Origin of the sequence: Aeromonas sp. FDAARGOS 1415, assembly GCF_019048365.1 — a bacterium.
GTDB lineage: Bacteria > Pseudomonadota > Gammaproteobacteria > Enterobacterales > Aeromonadaceae > Aeromonas > Aeromonas taiwanensis.
Map to the genome: position 1 here is coordinate 909,402 of NZ_CP077363.1, position 20,937 is coordinate 930,338.

Genomic DNA, 20,937 nt, shown 5'->3' on the forward strand with positions numbered 1-20,937 from the left:
GGGCCCCCTCGCTTTGATACTGTCACGCTTATTGCGGCTTGTTGACCCCGGCAGCGGCTGCCTGGAGGGGAATAGACCACAACGACAAGGGGGCCCGACGGCCCCCTTGCTTCATGCTGCAGCCGTACTCACTGAGGCTTGTTGGCCCCCGGCAGCGGCTGCCAGGTAAGGCGGGTCACCCGGTTGCCCTGCACCTCGCAGGTGAGGCAGAGATCCTGCCATCCCTTCTCCCGGCGCAGGGAGACCTCCCCCTCGATACCCTCGGCAGTCGTCTTGAGCTTGCCCTGCTCGAAGGTCACCTTGTCCCCGCCGGCGAGCGTCATCAGCTTGCCGTTGCAGAGCCAATGGGCAAGCTCGGCGCCCTTGAGCTTGACGCCCCCCTTGTCTGCCTTCTCCTCGGCGGGGCTAGCTGCAAACAGCGCCCCCAGTTCGGCGGATCGTTTGGTGAGCCAGGCCTCGCGCTGCTGCATGCTCATCTTGCTGACGAACTCGGCCGGCTGGCCCTTGTCGTCCAGCCACCGGGTCAGCTTGCCATTGTCGTCGAAGGCGAACTGGGCGGCAGGTTCCTTCACCCCGAACAGCTTGCCGCCCTTGAAGTAGTAGCGGCTCTCCCCCTCCTGCTTGCCCTGCTCGTTCATGATGGGCACGGCGATGATGACGGGGGTGCCGTCGATCCAGGCCTTGATGTCGACGCCGTCATGGCTGAACAGCCGGGTGTCGAGGGCGCTGTCGGCCCCCTTCTCCATCAGGGTGAACTGCTCCGCCAGCGTGGCGGCCAGAGACGGCAGGGAACAGAGTCCCAGCGTCAGAGCGATCAGGGTGTTGCGCATAGTTGTCCTGTGATGGGCCCGCAGGCCGGATTAACTCTCTACCAACCAGGCCCGCAACCCCTCCCGGTGAGCGTCGCTCAGGGGGATGGACTGGCGGGTCCGGTAGTCAAAATGGATCAGGGTCGTCTCGGCCGTCACGGCCAGCTCGCCGTCCTGCCAGGCCTCCTGCCAGACCGTGAAGGAGCTGCTGCCGATGCGGCGCACTCCCGTCCTGATCGACACCTGCTGGCCATAGAAGAGCTCCCGTTTGAACTGCACCGTGTAGCCCGCGATGATCAGATGCCAGTCGTGCACATCCAGCTCGGGGGAAAAGAGGCGAAACAGGGGATCACGGGCCGATTCAAACCAGACCGCCGGCACCGTATTGTTGATGTGGCCGAGGGCGTCCGTCTCCTGAAAACGGGGTTGGATCTGCATTTCCAGCATGGGTATCGACTCCTTGTCGTAGGACCGCGCACAGGCTAGCGCGCCAACCCTCACGACTCAAGCGTTCCGGTCAGGGGGTGAGAGCCTCCTCCGGTTTCCGCCGCCGCCATCTCCTGCTCGGGTCTTAGCCAGGCGCTGCGAAAATCGAACCAGCCGAGGGCCGTCATCCGCACCCCGTGCACGCCGACCCGGCTCTCCAGCTCCAGCCAGTGGTGAAACAGCGGCACGAACCAGCCCTGGCGCTGCACCTCGGCCAGCAGGGCCCGGGGGCCGGGCTCGACGCCGCTGGCGCGCCACTGCGTCAATCCCTGCCACAGGGCCTGTCGTTTACCCCACACCCTGCGCAGCAGCGGTGTCCCCTGCAGCCAGGCATAGGAGGCGAAGGCGTGTTCGTGCTCCAGGTTGAGGGTGCCGAGCCAGAGATCCACGTCCTCGTCCGCCCCGCTCACCCAGTGGCCATAGTCCAGGGTGCGCACCTCGAGCGTTATGCCCTGCTCTGCCAGCAGGCTGCTCATGGCGCCGGCGCACTCCTCAAACTCCAGGTGCTGGTTGAAGCAGGCCAGCACCAGGCGGGTCGGCAAACAGGCCGGGGCGGGCTCGGGGGCAGGCAGGGCCTCGCGCCAGTGGGGCAGCAGGCCCAGGGCGCTGGTCCAGCCCCGCTGCAGCTCGGGGGCGACCCGTGCCATCAGGGCGATGGGGTTGAGCAGCCGGCTCAGCCACTGGCGCAGGGCGGGATCCTGCAGTTGTGCGGATCTGTCATCCTGAAGCAGGAAGTAGCAGCCGGATTCGAGCTCGGACTCGCCGCGCATGGTGCCGAGCTCCGGGCTGTCGCTGCCGAGCCGCAGGTGACTCTCCAGCCGATCCGCCAGCTCCGGCAGCATCCAGATGTCGATCTCGTCGAGCAGAGCCCGCAGGCCGAAGTAGTCGTCGAATGCCTCCAGACACAGGTGCAGGGGATCGTTGGTGGTCACCCGATAAGGGCCCGTCCCCACCGGCTGCAGGGCAAAGCCCGGCTCCCCCTTGAGCTCGCGGGGCAGGATGGCCGCCACCGGCTCCGCCAGCAGATGGGGCAGCAGGGGATCCGGGCTGTCGAGGTGCAGATCCAGGGTGCGGGGCCAGGGGCTCTCCAGCCGGACGAGATGGGCAAACAATGGGCGATCCCGCAGCTCCTGCAGGCTCTCCATCACGTCCTCCACCGCCAGCATGCGACCGTGGTGGAAGCGCACCGCCGGCCTCAGGTAGAAGCGCCAGTGGCAGGGGCCCAGACACTCCCAGTGGTGGGCGAGATCCCCCTCGATTTCCCCATTTTCCTCATTTCGCCGGGTCAGGCCGTTGAAGATCTGGCGACTCAGGTGCACCTCGGAGCGGCGCAGGGGATCGGTGGGCAGCAGGCGCGGCAAGGGCCGGTAGTAAGGCACCCGCAGGATCTGGCGCCCCTCCCGGGTGGCCTGGCCGAGCTGCTCGATGAGCAGCGGGGTGAGCAGATCCAGCCTATCCTCCGCCAGCCGCACCGCCTGGGCGAGCTGGCCCTGGCTCAGCAGATCCCGTAGCCGCCGGCGGGTCAGGCTCTCCTGGTTGTCCAGCAGGGTGAGCCGGGATCGCCGCCCCCGCCCGGCCTCGGCCGACCAGTCGAGCCAGCCCTGCTCCTGCATCCGGCGCAGCAGCAGGCGGGCGTTGCGCGGGGTGCAGCAGAGCAGATCCGCCACCTCGGCGAGGCTTGTCTCCCGCTCGTCGCCGCCAAGCTGCTGGGCGAGCCGTTGGAATTGCTGGTAGAGGCGGCTGCTGGGCATAAAAGAGGAAATCCCATTGCTTAAAGTCATCAGTTTTTACTTCCTCATTTTAGCTCAATACTGCTGGCGAACGTGAACACCACAGCACAGGAGTACCATCATGAGCCAAGCCACCCCCCTCAAGCCGAACCGGATCCAGCAAACCCTGCGTCGCTACTTCCTGCGGATCCTGCCCCGTCCCCTGGCACTGGTCGAGGATCCCATGAGCCAGCTCAACCGCCTGATGCAGTGGGACATGCACCAGATAGACGATCGGGAATATCGCCGCCGCCTCTGAACGAGCTCCGGACGGGCCATGGCGTTCTCCGGCATAGCTTTGCCGGATTGGGTGGTTTACATCGGCGCCGGGCCTGCTAGATTGGACGTCTATCCATCCATGATGGCGACATCCAACAAGGAGTGTGTGATGAAAGATGCGACCCTGGCCCTGCACCACGGCTTTGCCAACGACCCCACCACCAAGGCGGTGGCCGTGCCCATCTACCAGACGGTGGCCTACGAGTTCGAGAGCGCCCAGCACGGGGCGGATCTGTTCAACCTGGCGGTGCCGGGCAACATCTACACCCGCATCATGAACCCGACCAACGACGTGCTGGAACAGCGGATGGCCGCCCTGGAAGGGGGGATCGCCGGCCTGGTGGTCTCGGCGGGTTCCGCCGCCATCACCTACGCCATCCAGGCGCTGACCGCCGCCGGGGACAACATCGTCTCGACGCCCCAGCTCTATGGCGGCACCTACACCCTTTTCGCCCACATGCTGCCAAGCTTCGGGGTCGAGGTACGCTTCGCCAGGGATGACAGCGCCGAGGCCATCGCCGCCCTCATCGACGACAGGACCAAGGCGGTCTACTGCGAGAGCATCGGCAACCCGGCGGGCAACATCGTCGACATCGCGGCTCTGGCCAAGGCGGCCCATGCCCGCGGCGTGCCCCTCATCGTCGACAACACGGTCGCTACCCCGGTCTTGTGCAAGCCCATCGAGCACGGCGCCGACATCGTGGTGCACAGCCTGACCAAATATGTCGGCGGCCACGGCAACTCCCTGGGGGGCGTCATCGTCGACGCGGGCAAGTTCCCCTGGGCGGATCACGCAGCACGCTTCCCCCAGCTCACCCGGCCCGAGCCCTCCTACCACGGTGTGGTCTACACCGAGGCCTTCGGCCCTGCCGCCTTCATCGGCCGGGTGCGCACCGTGCCCCTGCGCAACACCGGCGCGGCGCTCGCCCCCATGAACGCCTTCCTGCTGCTGCAAGGGCTGGAGACCCTCAGCCTGCGCATGGAGCGCCACGTGGACAACGCCCTGCGGGTGGCCCACCACCTCAAGCACCACCCCAAGGTGGCCTGGGTCAGCTACGCCGGCCTGCCGGGCCATCCCCACTATCCCCTCGCGGAGAAGTACATGGCAGGTCGCCCGTCCGCCATCCTCTCCTTCGGCCTGAAGGAGGGCTACGAGGCGGGAGTGCGCTTCTACGATGCGCTCAAGATCTTCAAGCGGCTGGTCAACATCGGGGATGCCAAGTCCCTGGCCTGTCACCCCGCCTCCACCACCCACCGTCAGCTCAGCGAAGAGGAGCAGGCCAAGGCCGGGGTGAAACCTGAGATGATCCGGCTGTCGGTGGGGATCGAGGCCATCGAGGACATACTGGCAGACCTGGATCAGGCGCTGGAGGCCTGAGCCAGCAGCAGAGCGGGGGCAGCCCCGCTCTTTTCTTCTGTGAACCGGTGAACCGGTTTCCATGCCGGTGCGTATCATGCCCTTCCGTCATCCCGTCGAGGTTCCCATGATAGTCCTGCACCACCTGAACAAATCCCGCTCCCAGCGCATCATCTGGCTGCTCGAAGAGCTGGACCTGCCCTATGAGATCAAGGCCTACCAGCGCGACGCCACCACCTTTCTGGCGCCCCCCGAGCTCAAGGCCGTCCATCCCCTCGGCAAGTCGCCGGTCATCGAGTTCGACGGCCGGGTGCTGGCCGAATCGGGCGCCATCACAGAGTATCTGATCGCCCGCCACGCCCCGGAACGGCTGGCGCCGGCCACCGACAGCCCGGAGTATGCCGAATACCTGCAGTGGCTCCACTTCGCCGAGAGCTCCGGCATTCTGCCGCTGCTGCTCGACATCTTCGTGCGCAAGGACGGCAGCCCGATGCGCTTCCTGCCGGACTACGCCAAAGCCGAGTGCGCCAAGGTGCTGGGCTACCTCAACGAGGTGCTGGCGAACCGCCGCTACCTGGTGGCCGATCGCCTCACCGGTGCCGACATCCTGAACTCCTTCCTGGTGGATCTGCTGGCCCAGAGCGGCCAGCTGGACCAGTTCCCGCACCTGCAGGCCTACTGGCAGCGGCTCAACACCCACCCGGCCCGCCAGAAGGCGGCGGCCCTCGAGCACGAACTGGACAAGAGCGCCTGATCCCCATCCCGTGCGCCTCACCATGCAAAACGCCCCGATGATCGGGGCGTTGTCTTTTCCGTTGGCCTGTCAGTGATCAGAGGGCGTGAGAGAGGATCCACACCACTATGGTTGCCAGGATGACTTAAAGCGCGTGGGACAGGATCCTGGCCACCTTGTCCGGATCTATGTCCTGCTGCTCCCCGAGGGCAGTCAGGCCGAACAGCTTGAGGTTGGAGCAGATCCCCGGGATGCAGCGCGCATCCAGGCCATAGTCGGCGAGACGGGTACCCACCCCCATCTGCTGGAAGAACTGCTCGGTGCGGATAATCGCCTCCTCGATGCGCAGTGCCCTGTCCTCGCGGCTGGAGTGCCAGACCCGCTCGGCGAACTGGGCCAGCTTCTCCTGCTTTTGGGCCGATTGCTCCCGCAGCAGGGAGGGCAGCACCACCGCCAGACTCTGGGCATGATCCAGCCCGTGCAGGGCGGTGAGCTGATGGCCGATGGCGTGGGTGGACCAGTCCTGGGGCACGCCGCGGCCGATGAGGCCGTTGAGCGCCAGGCTGGCCGCCCACATCAGGTTGGCGCGCACCTGGTAGTTGGTCGGCTCCGCCAGCGCCCGCGGGCCGTTGTCCACCAGCACCTGCAACAGCCCTTCCGCCAGCCGATCCTGCACCTCGCCCCCCACCGGGAAGGTGAGGTACTGCTCAAGGATGTGGACGAAGGCATCCACCACGCCATTGCCCACCTGGCGCGGCGGCAGGCTGTAGGTGGTGGTGGGATCCAGCACCGCAAAGCTCGGCAGCACCAGCGGGCTCATGAAGGAGAGCTTGGCCTCTCCCCGGCTCACCACGGCGGCCGGGTTGCTCTCCGAGCCGGTGGCCGGCAGGGTCAGCACGCAGCCGAGCGGCAGCGCGGCCTTGACGGGGGCCTTGTGCAGCAGGATGTCCCAGGGGTCGTCCCCTTCGAAGCTGGCCGCGGCGGCCACGAACTTGGTGCCGTCCACCACTGAGCCGCCCCCCACCGCCAGCAGGAAGTCGATACGCTCGCGCTTGACCAGGTCCACCGCCTCCATCAGCTGATCGTACTGGGGATTGGCGCCGATGCCGGGGAACTCCAGCCACTCCCGGCCTGCCAGCGCCCGGGTCAGCTGGTCATAGACCCCGTTCTGCTTGATGCTGCCGCCGCCGTAGAGCACCAGCAAACGGCTGCCGGTCGGGATCAGCTCGGCCAGGGTGGCGATCTGGCCCTCACCGAAACAGACGCGGGTGGGATTGGCATATTGGAAGTTGTACACGGCTGAGCCCTCGGTTGAATGCATGCAGGGGGATTGTGCGCCTGCCGTGCCGCCAGGTCAAAAGCGAGAGCGCTCCGTCAAAACTGCGATGCCGAACGGGTACCCTGACCCGGTTTTGCTATGGTGAAAGCGGGGGGCAACCTCGCCCTCCCGTCGTCACGACCCCTCCCGGGGTCCCTTTCCCAGCCACAGGGTCTCAATCATGAAACTGAAGCACGCATGGATCGCCGGCGCACTCGCCCTCTGCACTCATCCCTTGTTACAGGCCGCCGAGGTGGCCACCCATGTCGCGGTCACGCCGGGTCAGGCCAGCCTGGCGGAGGAGCTGAAGGCCGAGGCCACCGTCACCGCCATCGATCTGGCCACCCGCAAGGTCAGCCTGAAGAATGCCGAAGGCCGGACCTTCGATCTCGTCGCCGACGAGAAGGTGAGCAACCTGCAGCGCCTCAAGGTCGGGGACGTGGTTGCCCTGAGATACCTGCAACTGCTGGATCTGACGCTGCTCAAGGGCACCGCCGGGGTGAGAAAACGGGTGGTGGAAACGGAGGAGAGCAAGGCCGCCCCGGGGGAGCAACCCGCGATCGGCGCCGGCATGCAGACGACTATCTATGCAGACGTCATCGACGTCGACAAGGAGCAGCAGACCATCAGGGTCAAGGGAGTGGACAAGACCCTCACTCTCAAGGTGAAGGATCCCGCCCAGCTTGCCCTGATTGCCAAGGGGGATCAGATCAAGGCCGTGCAGACCACGGCCATCGCCATCGGCATAGCCCCGAAACAGCCCTGATCCCCGCGCTGGGCAGGGAGGATCAAGACCCTCCCTGCTTTCATCCGGCCCGGTCCCCCCGGGATCTCGACGCCCCGTCAGGACGCTCTTTCATTCCCGTCACGCCTGCACGAGCGACGACTTGCCAGTGAGGCGATCCATGGCCGCCTCGAGCATGGCGTCGCGCTGCTCGGTGAGTCCCCGGGTCTGGCTCTCCCGCTCCTCATCCGGGAGTGTCTTGTCGTCGGCCAGGCGCTTGATCTGGCTCTCGAGATCGTCAAATTTTTTGCGATCGAAGCCCAGGGCCTTGTCCACCATCTGCTGCACCCGCGCATCCTTGACGCCACCGGTCAGGGCCGTACTCTTGCCATTCCTGGCCAGGTGCTCGTAGGTGAGTGCCTGCTGCGCCTTGCCGGTCAGCGCCTGGCTGGAGAGGCTGACCTGCTGGGACCAGCCGCTCTGCTTGCCGTCGCTGTCGCCGAGGGTGGCCAGGGCACGGCTCTGGGACGCGCTCTGGGCGAGCTGCTGACCATAGGGTTTGATATCCATGAAGACTCCATGCTGACTGCCGGTCGCACCGGCCTTTGGGGCACTTCGCCCCGCCATGGCCTGGGGCAGCAAATTGCGGGCCAACATGAGTACCTTGCGCCAGACAACCCGGAGTCACGCCCCCCCGGCATCACCGCCATAAAAAAAGAGAGGCGCCGAAGGGCGCCTCTCTTGGGTGGGTGAGTCACCAGGCCGACCTCAGCGGCGACTGATGTGCAGCGGGCCGAAGGTCTGGGCCACCGGCATGATCTCGATGCTGTTGATGTTGACGTGAGGGGGCTGCTCGCTGATCCAGCGCACGGTATTGGCGATGTCCTCCGGCTGGATGGCCTGCACCCCCTGGTAGACGGTGGCCGCCTTGGCATCATCCCCGTGGAAGCGCACGTTGGAGAACTCGGTACCGCCGCACAGGCCGGGCTCCACGTTGGTGACGCGGATGGCGGTGCCCGCCAGATCGGCCCGCAGATTCAGGCTGAACTGCTTCACGAAGGCCTTGGTGGCGCCGTAGACGTTGCCACCCGGATAGGGGTAGGTGCCGGCGATGGAGCCGATGTTGATGACGTGACCGCGATTGCGTTCGACCATGCCCGGCAGCAGCAGCCGGGTGATCAGGGTGAGGCCGCTGACGTTGGTGGCGATCATCTGCTCCCAGTCCTCGAGATCTGCTTTATGGGCGGGCTCCAGCCCAAGGGCGAGACCTGCGTTGTTGACCAGCAGATCCACCTCGCGCCAGGCGGCCGGCAGCCCCTCGATGGCAGCGCGGGTGGCGGCCTTGTCCTGCACGTCGAACACCAGGGGCAGGAAGTGGTCCCCCAGCTCGTTGGCCAGGACGGCCAGACGCTCAGCGCGGCGACCCGTGCCGATCACCCGATGGCCGGCGCTCACCAGCAGACGGCTGATGGCCTCACCAAAGCCGGACGAGGCGCCTGTTACCATTGCAATCATGTGAACCTCCATTGTTATTTGTCTTCTTTTAAAATCAGCACGTTATCTGTCGCGTTTCACCAGCTTTCGCCATGCAAAGGCCACCAGGTGCAGCAGGAAGAGGCCCGAGCCACCCAGCGCAAACAGCAGACCGGTCAGGGCGTTGACCGAGGTGTCGGCACCGCACCACCACCACACCAGCCAGCCGACGGCGCCGATGAGAAAGGTCTGGCCGGCGCAGACCGGACAGCGCCCGAGCTTGGCCCGGATGGCCGTGGCCAGGCAATCCTCGCAACTCATGATGGCTCCTGCCGCTCATCCCCCAGCGCCAGTACCAGGCGGTGCGCATGCTGGCCGGGCCCGTAATAATCGGGCAGCCGCAGCCTTGGGCGAAACCCCAGCCCGTGGTAGAGAGCCTGAGCCTCGGCATTGGCGTCGGCGACTTCGAGCCGGATGGCCCCCCAGCCGGCCTCCCGTCCCTCCCGGATCACCTGCTCCAGCAGGCGGCGGGCCCAGCCCTGGCGGCGCACCGTCCAGCGGATGGCCAGGGTCTGGATGACGAGGCGATCCCAGCCCCTGTGCTCCAGCACGCTGAGGTAGCCCATCAGCTGGGCCCTGTCGTCCTGCAGGATCAGGGTGCGCCCCTTGGCCTGGCTGAGCAGATAGTGCCAACGGCTGCGACCGAAGGCGACCTCGGGGGGAAAGCAGTAGCGTTCCAGCTTCACGATGGCGCCCAGATCGTCGGTTCGGGCGGCGCGGACGGTCAACACGGGGAGTCCTTGTTCGGTTATTTATCCTCAGCACCAGAAATGCGACTTGTATCACAAGTTACCAAGGCAGAATATTAGGCACTGTAACCTCTTGTTTCCCCTCGCGCCATTGTCGTGCTTGTCGGTGCATCGAAGCCCACTGGGGATACTGCCGTTTCCGGCAGTCTGATCCGTGGAGCCCAAAATATGAGTACCTATGTCATCGTCGAGGAGCCGGGCGACTGGCCCTGCCCTGCCGACTACCTGCTGACCGCCCGCACCTACCTGCAGCACGGCCTGCCCACCACGGGCGGGCGTCCGCGCATCATCAACCTCTGCCGCAGTCTGGAGCACCTGAGCGCGGGCTACTACTGCTCCCTGCTGGCCCAGGCCCGTGGCCACCACTGCCTGCCGGGGTTGCAGGCCATCGGCCGGCTGCAACCCCAGCAGCCTCCCGCCAAGCTGTGGCGCAAGCTGCAGGGCTGGCTGAGCCAGCAGAGCGAGGACAGGATCCGGGTACGCGCCATCTTCGGCCAGTGCGAGCAGTGCGAGCTGGCGGGGCTCGCCCGCTACTACTACGGCCTGAGCCAGCTGCCGCTGCAGGAGCTGACCCTCAAGCGCGGTCGCCACGGCTGGTCGGTGCGCCAGCAGGAGAGCCTGTCGCCGCTGGCGCTGAGCCAGAGCGAGCAGGCGTTGATGGTGCAGCACGCCCAGGCCCTGGTGGGTGTGGGCGACGAGGAGCAGGCGGCACCGCGCTACCAGCTCGCCATCCTGGTGGATCAGGGGGACGGCCGCGCCAGCAGCGACGCCCTCGCCCTCGAGCGCTTCATCGAGGCCGCCGCCGCCCAGGGGATCCGGGCCGAGATCCTGGCCCCCTCCGCCATCGAGCGGCTGCCGGAGTTCGACACCCTGTGGCTGCGCGCCGAGACCGCGGTCGGCCACTATACCTTCGAGTTCGCCCGCCGTGCCGAGCAGCTCAAGATGCCGGTGATCGACAGCTCCCGGGCCATCCTGGCCTGCAGCAACAAGCTCTACCTCTACGAGCTGATGGTGCGCAGCGGCGTGCCCATGCCCCCCACCATGGTGGTGACCCGGCGCGGCCGCCAGCACGTGGACGAGCTGGTGCAGCGCCTCGGCCTGCCGCTGATGGTCAAGGTGCCCGACGGCGCCCAGGGGCGGGATCTCGCTATGGCAAGCGACGAGACCCAGCTCGCCCGCCTGCTGGACGAGGGGCTGGCGCGCTCCGCCCTGCTGCTGGTGCAGAGCCGGATCCCCGCCGAGTTCGACTGGCGCATCGGCTTTCTCGACGGCTCGCCCCTGTTCGCCTGCCGCCGCTACCGGCCCGAGCCCGGCAACCGCATCCGCCGCCGCAAGCACCCCCTCGACATGAGCCGCATCGAGGCACTGCCCCTCACCGAGGTGCCGGAGCGGGTGCTGCAAACCGCCCGCCGCGCCGTCCACCTGCTCGGCAACGGCCTGTTCGGGGTGGATCTGCGCCAGCAGGGGCAGGGCTGCGTGCTGCTGGAGATCATCGACAACCCCTGGATCCGGGGGGATGTGGAGGACAGGGAGGCGAAGGATCTCTACGATCGCCTCGCCCGGGCCTTCCGCCAGCGGCTGGAGAACCGGGGCCAGAGCGCGGTCGCCTGAACCCGCAAAAAGGGCCCCGCAAGGGGCCCTTTTGTCATCATACGGGTCATGGCCGCAGGATCATTGCAGCAACAGGAAGCGGCCGGTGAGCGGGGGCAGCGTCACCGTCAGGCTGCTGCCACCGATGGCCAGGCGCTCGCCGCTCTGCAGATCCACCAGGGCGCTGCCGCTGCGCAGCTTGCCCGCCGGCAGGGCATAGCTCTGGGGCGTGCTGGAGACGTTGAGCAGGTAGACTATCTGCTCGCCCGCCGTCTGCTTGATGTCGCCGTAGACGCTGCCCTCTGCCACCAGCTTTACCCGCTCCCCCTGATAGAGGGCGGGATGCTTGGCGCGCAGGGCCAGCAGATCGCCGAGCCACTGCTTGAGCTCGGCCTGCTCGCCGCTCGGCACGAAGCCGGTCACGCCGGGCACCTTGCCGTCGCTGCGGGCCACGTGATCGTCACAGAGCCCCTGGGCCGCACAGTCGCCCCCCACCTGACTGGCAAAGCCTGGTACCTCGTCGCCGAACTCTTCGCCATAGTAGAGGGTGATGGGGCCGGAGCGGGCCGCCAGGAAGCTGAAGGCCGCCTTGTGGCGCTGCCAGTAGTCCTCCGGGTTGAAGTTGCCGCGCTCCAGCAGATCGCCGAAACGCACCAGATCGTGGTTGCCCAGCATCAGGTTCGGCATGGCGTGGTCCGGGTAGTTCTCCACCTTGTTCCAGCTGGCATCGAGCACACCAGCCCCCTGCCCGCCCTTGCCGGACTCCTCCACCGCCAGCGCCTGCACCAGGCCGTAGCGCAGCGGGAAGTCGAACGCCGAGGAGAGTGCCGGGTTGTCGCTCGAGCCATAGGCCTGGGCCCGGATCTCGTCGGCCCCCTTCCACACCTCCCCCACCAGGTAGCCGAGGGTGCCCCACTGCTGGCCGGCGGCCTTGCGCGCCGCGCTCGCCTGCTCCACCTCGCTGCGAATGGCGCGCCAGTCGTCAAGATCGAGCTGATAGGCCTGGTCGAGGCGCCAGCCGTCGATACCGTACTGCTCGACCCAGTAGCGGGCCACCTCCTTGAAGTAGGCGAGGCTCTCGGGCTGGCCGTAATCCACCAGCTGGCCCGGGTAGCCGGCACCGCCGCTCTTGAGGGCGGGCAGGCGCCCTTCGGGGGAGAGCTTGCTCACCCCCACCTTGCCCACGTGGCCGAACACCCCGTCGAGGAAGACATAGAGGCCGCGCTGGTGGGCCGCGTCCACCAGGGTCTTGAGCTGGGCGTTGCTGCCGAAGTTGGGGTCCACGTTGAAGAAGTCGCAGGCGAAGTAGCCGGTGGCATCCAGCCTGTCGTCCCCGCCTTGCCCGGCGCAGGAGTCGAACACCGGGGTCAGCCAGATGGCGTTGACGTTGAGGCTCTTGATGTGGTCCAGGCTGTCGATGATCCCCTGCAGATCGCCGTTGTGGCGGGAGGGGCCGTAGCCGACGCCGTAGTTGGCGCTGCCGTCGCCGTCGACGAAGGACTCCACCATCACCTGGTAGGTGCGCAGGTTGCAGGCCGGCTGATCATCGCCGTAGCAGGCGCGGGCCGCAGCCGGGGGGGCAGGATTGACCACCGGCGGCGCGGTCTCGGTGCTGGCACCACCGCCTCCGCTGCCGCAAGCCGTCAGTAACAGGGCGGCCCCGATCAGGCCGCCACGACGCAACGTTCCTTGTTTCATTGTTATGTTCCCGCTGTGGTGTTGCGGGCGCGAAAGGCGCCCCACTGGGGTCATGATAACGGTGAGACCGGAGCGGGTCTGTGACTGAAAACGTTACCTGCCTCAACGGGTTAGCACGTCGTTTTCAACGGCCTTGGCGATCGTTGAAGACCTCACGCTCGTCGATGGGGGTGATGAGGTGGTAAACCTCCTGGGCCGACAGGGTGCAGCCAGAGGGCCACTCCAGCTGGTGACGGCGGTTGATGAATACCCGGGCACAGCGCCGCTCCGAATCCATCGCCGCGAACAGCGGCTGGGTCCGCCAGGGGGTCAGGTCCAGCGCCCCCGTGGTGCCGTCGGACAGCACCACGAACAGGCTCCATCCCCGCAGATATTCCACATCGATAAAGACCGGCATCCCTTCGGCTCCGATTGAGAAATTCGGCGCTATTATAGGCACAGCCATTGCCTCGCTGTGCTGGCAGGATCACAGTTTTCCCAGCGTTTTATGCTCTCTTCAAACCCTGCTTCCGGTCACAAAAAATCATAAAACGTGCCAACTTCTCCATATATCCCCATTCCCATGCAACCTTTGCTCAGCCCCAGGGTCATATTCCCGCACCATAACAACAATGTGCCCGGGGAATGGGCGCAAACAGGTTTGCAGGAACAATATGACCACCATCAGACAATGGCTGGGACCGGTTTGGCCCATCGCCGTCTTTTCATTGATCGCGCTCATCTCCCTCACCGTCAGCCGCCTTGGCCTCGGGCTCTGGCAACTGGAACGGGTGGATGCCGTCTCTGGCTGGCAGGAGATGCTGCTGCAAGGCATTCGCGTCGACGTCGCCACCCTCTGCTGGGTCTGGGGCGTGCCCGCCGTCTTGACCCAGTTGCTGGCCGGGCCCCACACGCCGGGGCGGCTCTGGATGCAGCTTATCCGGGTCTGGCTCACCCTGGGGCTCTGGCTGATGCTCTTTCTCGAGATCTCCACCCCCGCCTTCGTCACCGAGTATGGAGTGCGCCCCAACCGCCTCTTTGTGGAGTACCTCATCTATCCGAAGGAGGTGCTCTCCATGCTGTGGGCAGGTCGCAAGGGAGAGCTGCTGCTGGCCGTGATCTTCAGCGGCGCCGTGCTGGGCGGTGGCTGGTGGCTGAGCGGCCGCCTGGTACGCGACCTCAGCTTCCCCCGCTGGTACTGGCGCCCCGCCTTCGCCCTGCTGATCCTCGCCGTCGGCTTTCTCGGCGCCCGCTCCAGTCTCGGCCACCGCGCCCTGAACCCGGCCATGGTGGCCTTTGCCGACGATCCCCTGGTCAACGCCCTCACCGTCAACTCCGCCTACTCCCTCTTCTTTGCCATCAAGCAGATGGGGGCCGAGGAGGACGCCAGCCAGTTTTACGGCAAGATGGCTGACCATCAGGTGCTGGAGATAGTCCGCGAGGAGAGCGGTCGCCCGCTCGGTGATTTCACCTCCGCCGAGCTGCCGAGCCAGACCTTCAACACGGCCAGCTACCAGGGCAAGCCCAAAAACCTGGTGATCCTGCTGCAAGAGAGCCTGGGGGCCCAGTTCGTCGGCTCCCTCGGCGGCCTGCCGCTCACCCCCAACATCGATGCACTCTCCCGGCAGGGCTGGGCCTTCGAGCAGCTCTACGCCACCGGTACCCGCTCGGTACGCGGCATCGAAGCGGTGCTCACCGGCTTCACGCCGACCCCGGCCCAGGCCGTGGTCAAGCTCGGCAAGAGCCAGACCAACTTCTTCACCATCGCCGACCTGCTCAAGCGGCAAGGCTATGACACCAGCTTCATCTACGGCGGCGAGAGCCACTTCGACAACATGCGCAGCTTCTTCCTCGGCAACGGCTTCCCCACCATTGTCGAGCAGAAGGACTTCAAGCACCCGGTGTTCGAGGGATCCTGGGGTGCCTCGGATGAAGATCTGATGGCCAAGGCCAACGACACCTTCGCGGCGCTGCACAAAGAGGGCAAACCCTTCTTCAGCCTGGTGTTCAGCTCCAGCAACCACGATCCCTTCGAATTCCCCGACAACCGCATCGCCCTGTACGAGCAGCCCAAGCAGACCCGCAACAACGCCGCCAAGTACGCGGACTACGCCGTCGGCGAGTTCTTCAAGAAGGCCAGGGCATCGGCATACTGGAAGGACACCCTGTTCCTGGTCATCGCCGATCACGACAGTCGGGTCGGGGGGGCCAGCCTGGTACCCATCCCCCGCTTCCACATCCCGGGCATCATCCTGGGGGACGGTATAACGCCGAGAAAGGATCCTCGCATCGTCAGCCAGATCGACATGGCCCCGACCCTGCTCTCCCTGATGGGCATAAGTGCCGACTATCCCATGCTGGGCAAGGATCTCACCCGCATGCCCGCCGACTGGCCGGGGCGCGCCATCATGCAATACGACAAGAACTTCGCCCTGATGCGCGGAAAGGATGTGGTGATCCTGCAGCCCGAGCGGGCGCCGGAAGGCTTCATCTACGAGGATGCGACAGAGACGCTCACCCCGGCACCACAACCAGGCACCATGAAGGATGCCGCCCTGGGGCTGGTTCTGTGGGGCAGCCTGGCCTATCAGCAGGGGCTCTACCGGACGGCACAGGACAGCAGACTGGCTCTCAACTGAGGGCGCGCCCACAAAAAAACCGCCCTCGGGCGGTTTTTTTCATTTCCCCTGGCTCAGCCGTGTGGGAAGCAGGGCAGGGAGCGGCTGAATCTGTGCTCGAACACCAGGGAGGTCTCCAGGTGCACCACCTCTTCCCGGGAGGTGAAGTGATCGAACACGAAGTTGCGCAGGTGCTCGGTGTCGGAGACGCACAGGTGCACCAGGAAGTCGTCCTTGCCGCCCATGTGGAACAGGCTGATCACCTCGGGCAGCGCCAGGATGGCGTCGCGAAACGCGTCTATGATCTGGCGGCTGTGGCGTGCCAACTGCAGGGAGACCATGGCCTGGATATGACCACCCAGCGCCTGATAATCCACCTCGCAGTGCGCCCCCTTGAGCACTCCGTCCTGCTGCAGCTTGCGTACCCGCTCCAGGCAGGTGGAGGGCGCCACCCCGACCAGGGCCGCCAGATCCTTGTTGGTCATGCCCGCGTCGCGAAACAGATGGGCCAGGATGTCCAAGTCCAGTTGATCCAGGTTTCTCATCTCTACTCCTTGTCCTTGCATCGCTCGATTTTTTTAGACTCTGCCCGTAAACCGGGACGAACACAACGCGCATTGACATCGCCACCGTCCCCCCTATGCTGTGCCGCACCCGCGCGGGGTGCCCCATCCCGCCGCTTTTCCGACGGCGAGGAGACGCCCCATGCTCAGTGCCCACCCCTTCTGGAGCCTGGAGGTATTGCGCCTCGACGGGCAGCTCTTGCTCACCCCCTGTCCTGGCAGCCAGCAGGTCGCCCTGACCCGGGCCCTGGCCCAGCTGCAGCTGGCCGGGGCCGGCGGGGTGCTCACGCTGATGACGCAGGAGGAGCTGACCGCCCAGGGCCTCACGGACCTGGGTCCCCAGGTGGACGCCAGGGGCATGGCGTGGTTTCACCTGCCCATCGCGGACGACCAGGCCCCCGATGTCGCCTTCGAACAGGCCTGGCCCCGGGTCTTGCCCGAGCTGCTCGCCCTGCTGCGGGAGGGGCGGCATCTGGTCATTCACTGCCACGGGGGGAGCGGGCGCACCGGGCTGGCGGCGGCCCTGCTGCTGATGACCCAGGGGCTGCCCCAGCAGGAGGCCATGGCCGTCATCCGGGCCAGGCGGCCACGGGCCTTCACCCTGGCCTGCCACCGCCACTGGCTCGACACCCGGGGACGAGAGCTGGCCGGGCTCGACTGACGGCGGCCTACCCCTTGGGTGGCTGGTAGGTGAATACCTTGCCGATGTCTTCCACCCTGTAGCTGGTCAGCTGATAGACGTAGTAGTTGAGCCAGTTGGAAAACAGCAGATGCCCGTGGCTGCGCCAGGTGGCGCGCGGGGTCTGGTTCGGGTCGTTGTCCGGGTAGTAGTTGACCGGCACCACAGGGGAGAGGCTGGCCGCCAGATCCCGCCGGTACTCCCCGTCAAGAGTCAGGGCGTCGTACTCCGGGTGGCCGGTGACGAACACCTGGCGACAGTCCTTGGTCGCCGCCAGATAGACGCCAGCCTCTTCCGATTCTGCGAAGATCTGCAGATCCGTGTGGGCACGAATGAGGTCCCCGTCGAATGCCGCATAGCGGGAGTGGGGCGCCACGAACTCGTCGTCGAAGCCGCGCAGCAGCGGCTCGTGCTCGTCGAGGCGGTGGTGACGATAGACGCCGGAGAGCTTCTCGCCGTGGGTCTGCTTCTCCATGCCATACAAGGCTTTCAGCGCCGCCTGCACCGCCCAGCAGAGGAACAGGGTGGAGGTCACGTGCTGGTGGGACCACTCGATGATCTCGACGATCCGCGGCCAGTAAATGACCTCCTCGAACTCCACCAGCCCGAGCGGCGCCCCCGTGATGATCATGCCGTCGTAGTTGTTCCCCCGCACCTGCTCGAAGTCGTGATAGAAGTTCTCCAGGTGCGCCTGGGGCGTGTTCTTCGACTCCCGATCGTCGATGCGCAGCAGATCCACATCCACCTGCAACGGCGAGTTGGAGAGCATCCGCATCAGCTGGATCTCGGTTTCTATCTTCTTGGGCATCAGGTTGAGGATGAGCACCCGCAGCGGACGGATGTTCTGGGTGACGGCCCGGGATTCCGTCATCACGAAGATGTTCTCCTGCCCCAGCACTTCGGCGGCGGGCAACTGGTCCGGGATCTTGATCGGCATGCTGACTCCCTGTACTGCATCGGTAAATATGTCTGGACATCTAGAAGCCTATAATAAAGCGCCCACGCTGTCACCAGATACCTTTTATTCACTCCGGCCTTTGACTAGCATACGGCTCAGTGTGTCCCTCGCGTCCAACCCCATGACAGGCATCAAGATCTCCGTAGACCGGCTGCAAGTCGGCAATTTTGTCTCCCTGCCGCTGGGGTGGCGCGAGCACCCCTTCCTGTTTTCCAGCTTCAAGCTGAAGCGCGAGGAGGAGATAGAGCTCATCCGCCGGCTGGGGCTCAAGCTGGTGACCATCATTCCCGACAAGAGCGACACGCCCCCCAAGCCCCTCGGTCAGCCTGCCCTCCAGGGGGAAGACGACGAGGTGCTCCTCGCCCGCCAGCAGGCCATGGAATCCGAGAAGAGCCGGCGCATCGAACAGCTGCAGCGCTATCGCCGCGATCTGCAGCAGTGCGAGAAGCAGTTCCGCCAGTCCCTGGCCCAGGTGCGCAACCTGATGGGCAAGATCCAGTCCCGCCCCCTCAACGCCATCGGGGAGGCGCAGGAGCTGATCAACGCCATGACGGAGCAGCTGCTGTCGGTGGACGAGATGGTGTTGCACCTGGTGTCCGACAGCTCGGATGGCAACAGCCTGCAGTTTCACTCCCTCAACGTCAGCGTGCTCAGCATGCTGCTGGCCCGGGAGTGCAAGTTGCCGGCCGAGGCGATCCGCCAGGTCGGCATGGGGGCCCTGTTCCACGACATCGGCAAGCTGAAGCTCCCGAGCCAGATCCTGCGCAAGACGGAGCCGCTCACCAGGCCCGAGCAGAACCTGGTGGCCCAGCACCCGCGTTACGGGCTGGAGCTGCTGAGCCTGGCGAGGGAATTTCCGGAGCCCGCGAGGAACATAGTGCGGCACCACCACGAATACCTGGACGGCAGCGGGCCACTAGGGCTCAAGGGGGCCCAGCTCGACCCCCTCACCCAGATCGTCTCCCTCATCAACGAGTATGACAACCTCTGCCACCTGCAGGCCAAGGTGCCCTACTCGGCCCTCGGCAGCCTCTACAAGCAGCGCAAGGCCCAGTTCAACGCCGATCACCTCGGCATGCTGATCCGGCTGATGGGGATCTATCCCCCCGGCAGCGTGGTGCAACTCTCCAATGGCCAGGTGGGGCTGGTGATGTCGGTCAACGCCTCCCGCCTGCTCTACCCCGCGGTGCTGGTGTACGATCCGCGCATCCCGCGCCAGGAGGCGGCCATCATCGATCTCGAGGAGACCGGGCTTGCCATCGTCAAGGTGATCCACCCCAAACGCCTGCCCCCCGCGGTGTTTGAATACCTCAACCCGCGTACCCGGATCAGCTACTACTTCGAACACAACCAGTCCTGATCCGGGTTCGCCATTTCCAAGGAGTCTGCATGCGCATCGAGATCCTCAGTACCGGCGACGAGATAGTGACCGGCCTGGTGGTAGATACCAACGCCGCCTGGCTCAGCGCCCTGCTGCTGGAGCAGGGCTGGCAGGTACGCCGCCGCACCACGGTCGGGGACAACCTCGCCGATCTGAAGGCCGTGCTGCGCGAGTGCGCCAGCCGCGCCGAAGTGGTGCTGGTGTGCGGCGGGCTCGGCCCCACCGCCGACGACCTCACCGCCCAGGCGGCGGCCGAGGCCTTCGACCAGCCCCTGACCCTGTTCCCCGACTGGCTCGCCACCATGGAGGCCCGTTACGCCAGCCGGGGCCGTGCCATGCCATCCAGCAACACCAAGCAGGCCTGGCTGCCGCAGGGTTGCGAGATCCTCGACAACCCGGTCGGCACCGCCTGCGGCTTCCTGGTGCAGACGGGCCAGAGCCGGCTCTTCTTCACCCCGGGCGTGCCGTTCGAATTCAAGCAGATGGTGCGCGAGCAGATCGTGCCGCGTCTCAAGACGCTGGCGGGGGCGCAGACCGACACCGAGCTGCGCCGCTTCTACACCTTCGGCATCTCGGAATCCGCCCTCTCGGATCGGCTGGATGCGGCCCCCTGGCCCACGGGCATAGAACTCGGCTACCGCTCCTCCATGCCGCTGATCGAGCTCAAGCTCATCGGCCACGGCGCTGCCCCTGCGGACATGGACGCCGCCGAAGCCCGCCTGCTGCAGGTGATCACCCCCTGGCTGGTGGGACGAGGCGACGAGGAGCCGGCCAGCCAGATCCTGGCGTTGCTGGGGGAGCGGCCACTGTGCCTGCGAGAAGGGGAGACCCGGGGTGCCCTGCTGGCCATGTGCCACGCCCACCCCGCGCTGGAGGCCCATTACAGCCACGCCCTCCCCGACGAGCTCCAGCAGCTGGTGAGTGACGGCCCTCGCCCTGGCCTGACCCTGGGCTTGACCATAGGTCGGGCCGGGCCGGACGGCGTGCCCCTGCTGCTGTGCATCGACGGCATCACCGTCGGCCAGACCCTCAAGGTCAGCCACCCGGATCCCGAGAGCGGCCGCCGGATCCTCGCCTTCGCCGCCCTCGACATGTTGCGCCGTCACCTGCTGGGGTTGCCGGTGCTCGCCGACTACCTCACCCTGACGCGCACCGCCAGCCGCCTCGCCTGACCCCGGCTAGAAGGCGCCTAGCCCCAGATCGCCGTGAACCCAGTAGCCGGCGAGCGCCAGGGTCAGCAGGCAGAAGGCCCGCTCGTAGCCACCCCCGCTCTTGAGGGGCAGACCGGGCAGGCGGAAGCGGCGGCGCCAGGGCCAGCACAGGGGAATCCCCATCGGGGTGAGCCAGTCCCCCAGCAGGTGGCTGAGGTAACCCACGATGAGGGCATCCTTCACCGCCCCCGACAGCAGGCCCGGGGCCTGTGCCAGCCCCCAGACCCCCATGGCCACCGCCAGCAGGCTGTGGGTGAAGCCGCGATGACCGAAGATCCGCGAGAGGGGTCCCGAGATCCAGGGCAGTTGCCGGCCGAGCAGGGAGTGGGGATGGTCCAGGTCGGGCAGCAGGGCGCTCGCCAGGGCCATGGGAATGATGTGCCACAGGCTGGCGTCGGCCAGGGCCGGGGTGAGTTCGACCTTGTGGGCAAGCAGGACGCAGGTGACGGAAAACAGCAGGTGGCCTTGGGCGGTCATGGGGCTCGTTCGGTTGGGCATTCGGT

Annotated in this window: 22 protein-coding genes; 9 read left to right on the top strand and 13 right to left on the bottom strand. The window is 66.2% G+C overall.

The features are described 5' to 3' along the window. Nucleotides 1-128: 128 nt before the first annotated feature. From I6L45_RS04350 to sgrR, 3 genes are read right to left on the bottom strand one after another with little or no spacing between them, the layout of a single operon-like run. Nucleotides 129-830: a hypothetical protein gene (locus I6L45_RS04350; RefSeq protein WP_216983539.1), complete on the bottom strand. Its 702-nt coding sequence runs from the start codon at nucleotides 828-830 to the stop codon at nucleotides 129-131. Nucleotides 831-860: 30 nt separating this feature from the next. Then, a complete protein-coding gene (locus tag I6L45_RS04355) occupies nucleotides 861-1,256 on the bottom strand; it encodes a thioesterase family protein (RefSeq protein WP_210549394.1) in 396 nt (131 codons plus the stop codon). 50 nt (nucleotides 1,257-1,306) lie between these two features. Beyond that, nucleotides 1,307-3,046, bottom strand: a complete 1,740-nt coding sequence (sgrR, locus tag I6L45_RS04360) for an HTH-type transcriptional regulator SgrR (RefSeq protein ID WP_216983540.1) — start codon at nucleotides 3,044-3,046, stop codon at nucleotides 1,307-1,309. A 100-nt stretch (nucleotides 3,047-3,146) separates the two neighbouring features. Here sgrR and I6L45_RS04365 point away from each other — a divergent pair, with 100 nt between their 5' ends. The 3 genes from I6L45_RS04365 (at nucleotide 3,147) to I6L45_RS04375 (ending at nucleotide 5,454) form a co-directional block, all read left to right on the top strand. Continuing rightward, a complete protein-coding gene (locus I6L45_RS04365) occupies nucleotides 3,147-3,323 on the top strand; it encodes a hypothetical protein (RefSeq protein ID WP_134695307.1) in 177 nt (58 codons plus the stop codon). A 129-nt stretch (nucleotides 3,324-3,452) separates the two neighbouring features. Continuing rightward, nucleotides 3,453-4,721 carry an O-acetylhomoserine aminocarboxypropyltransferase/cysteine synthase family protein gene (locus I6L45_RS04370; protein ID WP_216983541.1) on the top strand — a complete coding sequence of 423 codons (1,269 nt, stop codon included), beginning with the start codon at nucleotides 3,453-3,455 and terminating at the stop codon, nucleotides 4,719-4,721. Between the two features lie 106 nt (nucleotides 4,722-4,827). Then, a complete protein-coding gene (locus tag I6L45_RS04375) occupies nucleotides 4,828-5,454 on the top strand; it encodes a glutathione S-transferase family protein (RefSeq protein ID WP_216984172.1) in 627 nt (208 codons plus the stop codon). Nucleotides 5,455-5,578: 124 nt separating this feature from the next. Here I6L45_RS04375 and I6L45_RS04380 read toward each other — a convergent pair whose 3' ends face one another. Then, nucleotides 5,579-6,754: an iron-containing alcohol dehydrogenase gene (locus I6L45_RS04380; protein ID WP_216983542.1), complete on the bottom strand. Its 1,176-nt coding sequence runs from the start codon at nucleotides 6,752-6,754 to the stop codon at nucleotides 5,579-5,581. Between the two features lie 178 nt (nucleotides 6,755-6,932). Here I6L45_RS04380 and I6L45_RS04385 point away from each other — a divergent pair, with 178 nt between their 5' ends. Next, nucleotides 6,933-7,517: a hypothetical protein gene (locus I6L45_RS04385; RefSeq protein ID WP_043757100.1), complete on the top strand. Its 585-nt coding sequence runs from the start codon at nucleotides 6,933-6,935 to the stop codon at nucleotides 7,515-7,517. A 99-nt stretch (nucleotides 7,518-7,616) separates the two neighbouring features. On the opposite strand, the gene I6L45_RS04390 is transcribed toward I6L45_RS04385, so the two are convergent. The 4 genes from I6L45_RS04390 to I6L45_RS04405 all read right to left on the bottom strand — a co-directional run bounded on the left by I6L45_RS04390 (nucleotide 7,617) and on the right by I6L45_RS04405 (nucleotide 9,739). Further along, nucleotides 7,617-8,045: a hypothetical protein gene (locus I6L45_RS04390; RefSeq protein WP_216983543.1), complete on the bottom strand. Its 429-nt coding sequence runs from the start codon at nucleotides 8,043-8,045 to the stop codon at nucleotides 7,617-7,619. Nucleotides 8,046-8,243: 198 nt separating this feature from the next. Then, nucleotides 8,244-8,990 carry an SDR family oxidoreductase gene (locus I6L45_RS04395; RefSeq protein WP_216983544.1) on the bottom strand — a complete coding sequence of 249 codons (747 nt, stop codon included), beginning with the start codon at nucleotides 8,988-8,990 and terminating at the stop codon, nucleotides 8,244-8,246. 42 nt (nucleotides 8,991-9,032) lie between these two features. Next, nucleotides 9,033-9,269, bottom strand: coding sequence for a DUF3624 domain-containing protein (locus I6L45_RS04400; protein WP_043757090.1), 237 nt, complete (start codon nucleotides 9,267-9,269; stop codon nucleotides 9,033-9,035). Continuing rightward, on the bottom strand, nucleotides 9,266-9,739 hold the full coding sequence (locus tag I6L45_RS04405) for a GNAT family N-acetyltransferase (RefSeq protein WP_216983545.1): 474 nt from the start codon (nucleotides 9,737-9,739) through the stop codon (nucleotides 9,266-9,268). Before I6L45_RS04405 ends, I6L45_RS04400 begins: the two co-directional genes overlap by 4 nt. A 186-nt stretch (nucleotides 9,740-9,925) precedes the next feature. Here I6L45_RS04405 and I6L45_RS04410 point away from each other — a divergent pair, with 186 nt between their 5' ends. After that, the gene (locus I6L45_RS04410; RefSeq protein WP_216983546.1) at nucleotides 9,926-11,368 is read left to right on the top strand and encodes a RimK family protein; all 1,443 of its coding nucleotides are present in this window, start codon (nucleotides 9,926-9,928) and stop codon (nucleotides 11,366-11,368) included. A 60-nt stretch (nucleotides 11,369-11,428) separates the two neighbouring features. Here I6L45_RS04410 and I6L45_RS04415 read toward each other — a convergent pair whose 3' ends face one another. Further along, nucleotides 11,429-13,045: an alpha-amylase family protein gene (locus I6L45_RS04415; RefSeq protein ID WP_216983547.1), complete on the bottom strand. Its 1,617-nt coding sequence runs from the start codon at nucleotides 13,043-13,045 to the stop codon at nucleotides 11,429-11,431. A gap of 124 nt (nucleotides 13,046-13,169) precedes the next feature. Beyond that, on the bottom strand, nucleotides 13,170-13,442 hold the full coding sequence (locus tag I6L45_RS04420; RefSeq protein WP_210549371.1) for a DUF2442 domain-containing protein: 273 nt from the start codon (nucleotides 13,440-13,442) through the stop codon (nucleotides 13,170-13,172). A 256-nt stretch (nucleotides 13,443-13,698) separates the two neighbouring features. Between I6L45_RS04420 and I6L45_RS04425 the strand changes: the two genes are divergently transcribed. Beyond that, nucleotides 13,699-15,663 carry an LTA synthase family protein gene (locus tag I6L45_RS04425; protein WP_216983548.1) on the top strand — a complete coding sequence of 655 codons (1,965 nt, stop codon included), beginning with the start codon at nucleotides 13,699-13,701 and terminating at the stop codon, nucleotides 15,661-15,663. 53 nt (nucleotides 15,664-15,716) lie between these two features. Here the strand turns inward: I6L45_RS04425 and I6L45_RS04430 are convergent, their stop codons facing one another. Further along, nucleotides 15,717-16,187, bottom strand: a complete 471-nt coding sequence (locus I6L45_RS04430) for an Lrp/AsnC family transcriptional regulator (protein WP_043757071.1) — start codon at nucleotides 16,185-16,187, stop codon at nucleotides 15,717-15,719. A 160-nt stretch (nucleotides 16,188-16,347) separates the two neighbouring features. On the opposite strand from I6L45_RS04430, the gene I6L45_RS04435 reads away from it, so the two are divergent. After that, nucleotides 16,348-16,866 (top strand): tyrosine-protein phosphatase, encoded by a 519-nt coding sequence (locus tag I6L45_RS04435; RefSeq protein WP_216983549.1) that lies wholly within the window; start codon nucleotides 16,348-16,350, stop codon nucleotides 16,864-16,866. A 7-nt stretch (nucleotides 16,867-16,873) separates the two neighbouring features. Here the strand turns inward: I6L45_RS04435 and metA are convergent, their stop codons facing one another. Continuing rightward, the gene (gene metA / locus I6L45_RS04440) at nucleotides 16,874-17,821 is read right to left on the bottom strand and encodes a homoserine O-succinyltransferase (RefSeq protein WP_043757066.1); all 948 of its coding nucleotides are present in this window, start codon (nucleotides 17,819-17,821) and stop codon (nucleotides 16,874-16,876) included. Nucleotides 17,822-17,963: 142 nt separating this feature from the next. On the opposite strand from metA, the gene I6L45_RS04445 reads away from it, so the two are divergent. Further along, on the top strand, nucleotides 17,964-19,202 hold the full coding sequence (locus I6L45_RS04445) for an HD-GYP domain-containing protein (RefSeq protein WP_216983550.1): 1,239 nt from the start codon (nucleotides 17,964-17,966) through the stop codon (nucleotides 19,200-19,202). A 29-nt stretch (nucleotides 19,203-19,231) separates the two neighbouring features. After that, entirely contained in the window at nucleotides 19,232-20,395 is a 1,164-nt protein-coding gene (locus I6L45_RS04450) for a CinA family nicotinamide mononucleotide deamidase-related protein (RefSeq protein ID WP_216983551.1), read from the top strand. A gap of 6 nt (nucleotides 20,396-20,401) precedes the next feature. Here the strand turns inward: I6L45_RS04450 and I6L45_RS04455 are convergent, their stop codons facing one another. After that, the gene (locus tag I6L45_RS04455; RefSeq protein ID WP_043757060.1) at nucleotides 20,402-20,911 is read right to left on the bottom strand and encodes a metal-dependent hydrolase; all 510 of its coding nucleotides are present in this window, start codon (nucleotides 20,909-20,911) and stop codon (nucleotides 20,402-20,404) included. Nucleotides 20,912-20,937: the final 26 nt, after the last annotated feature.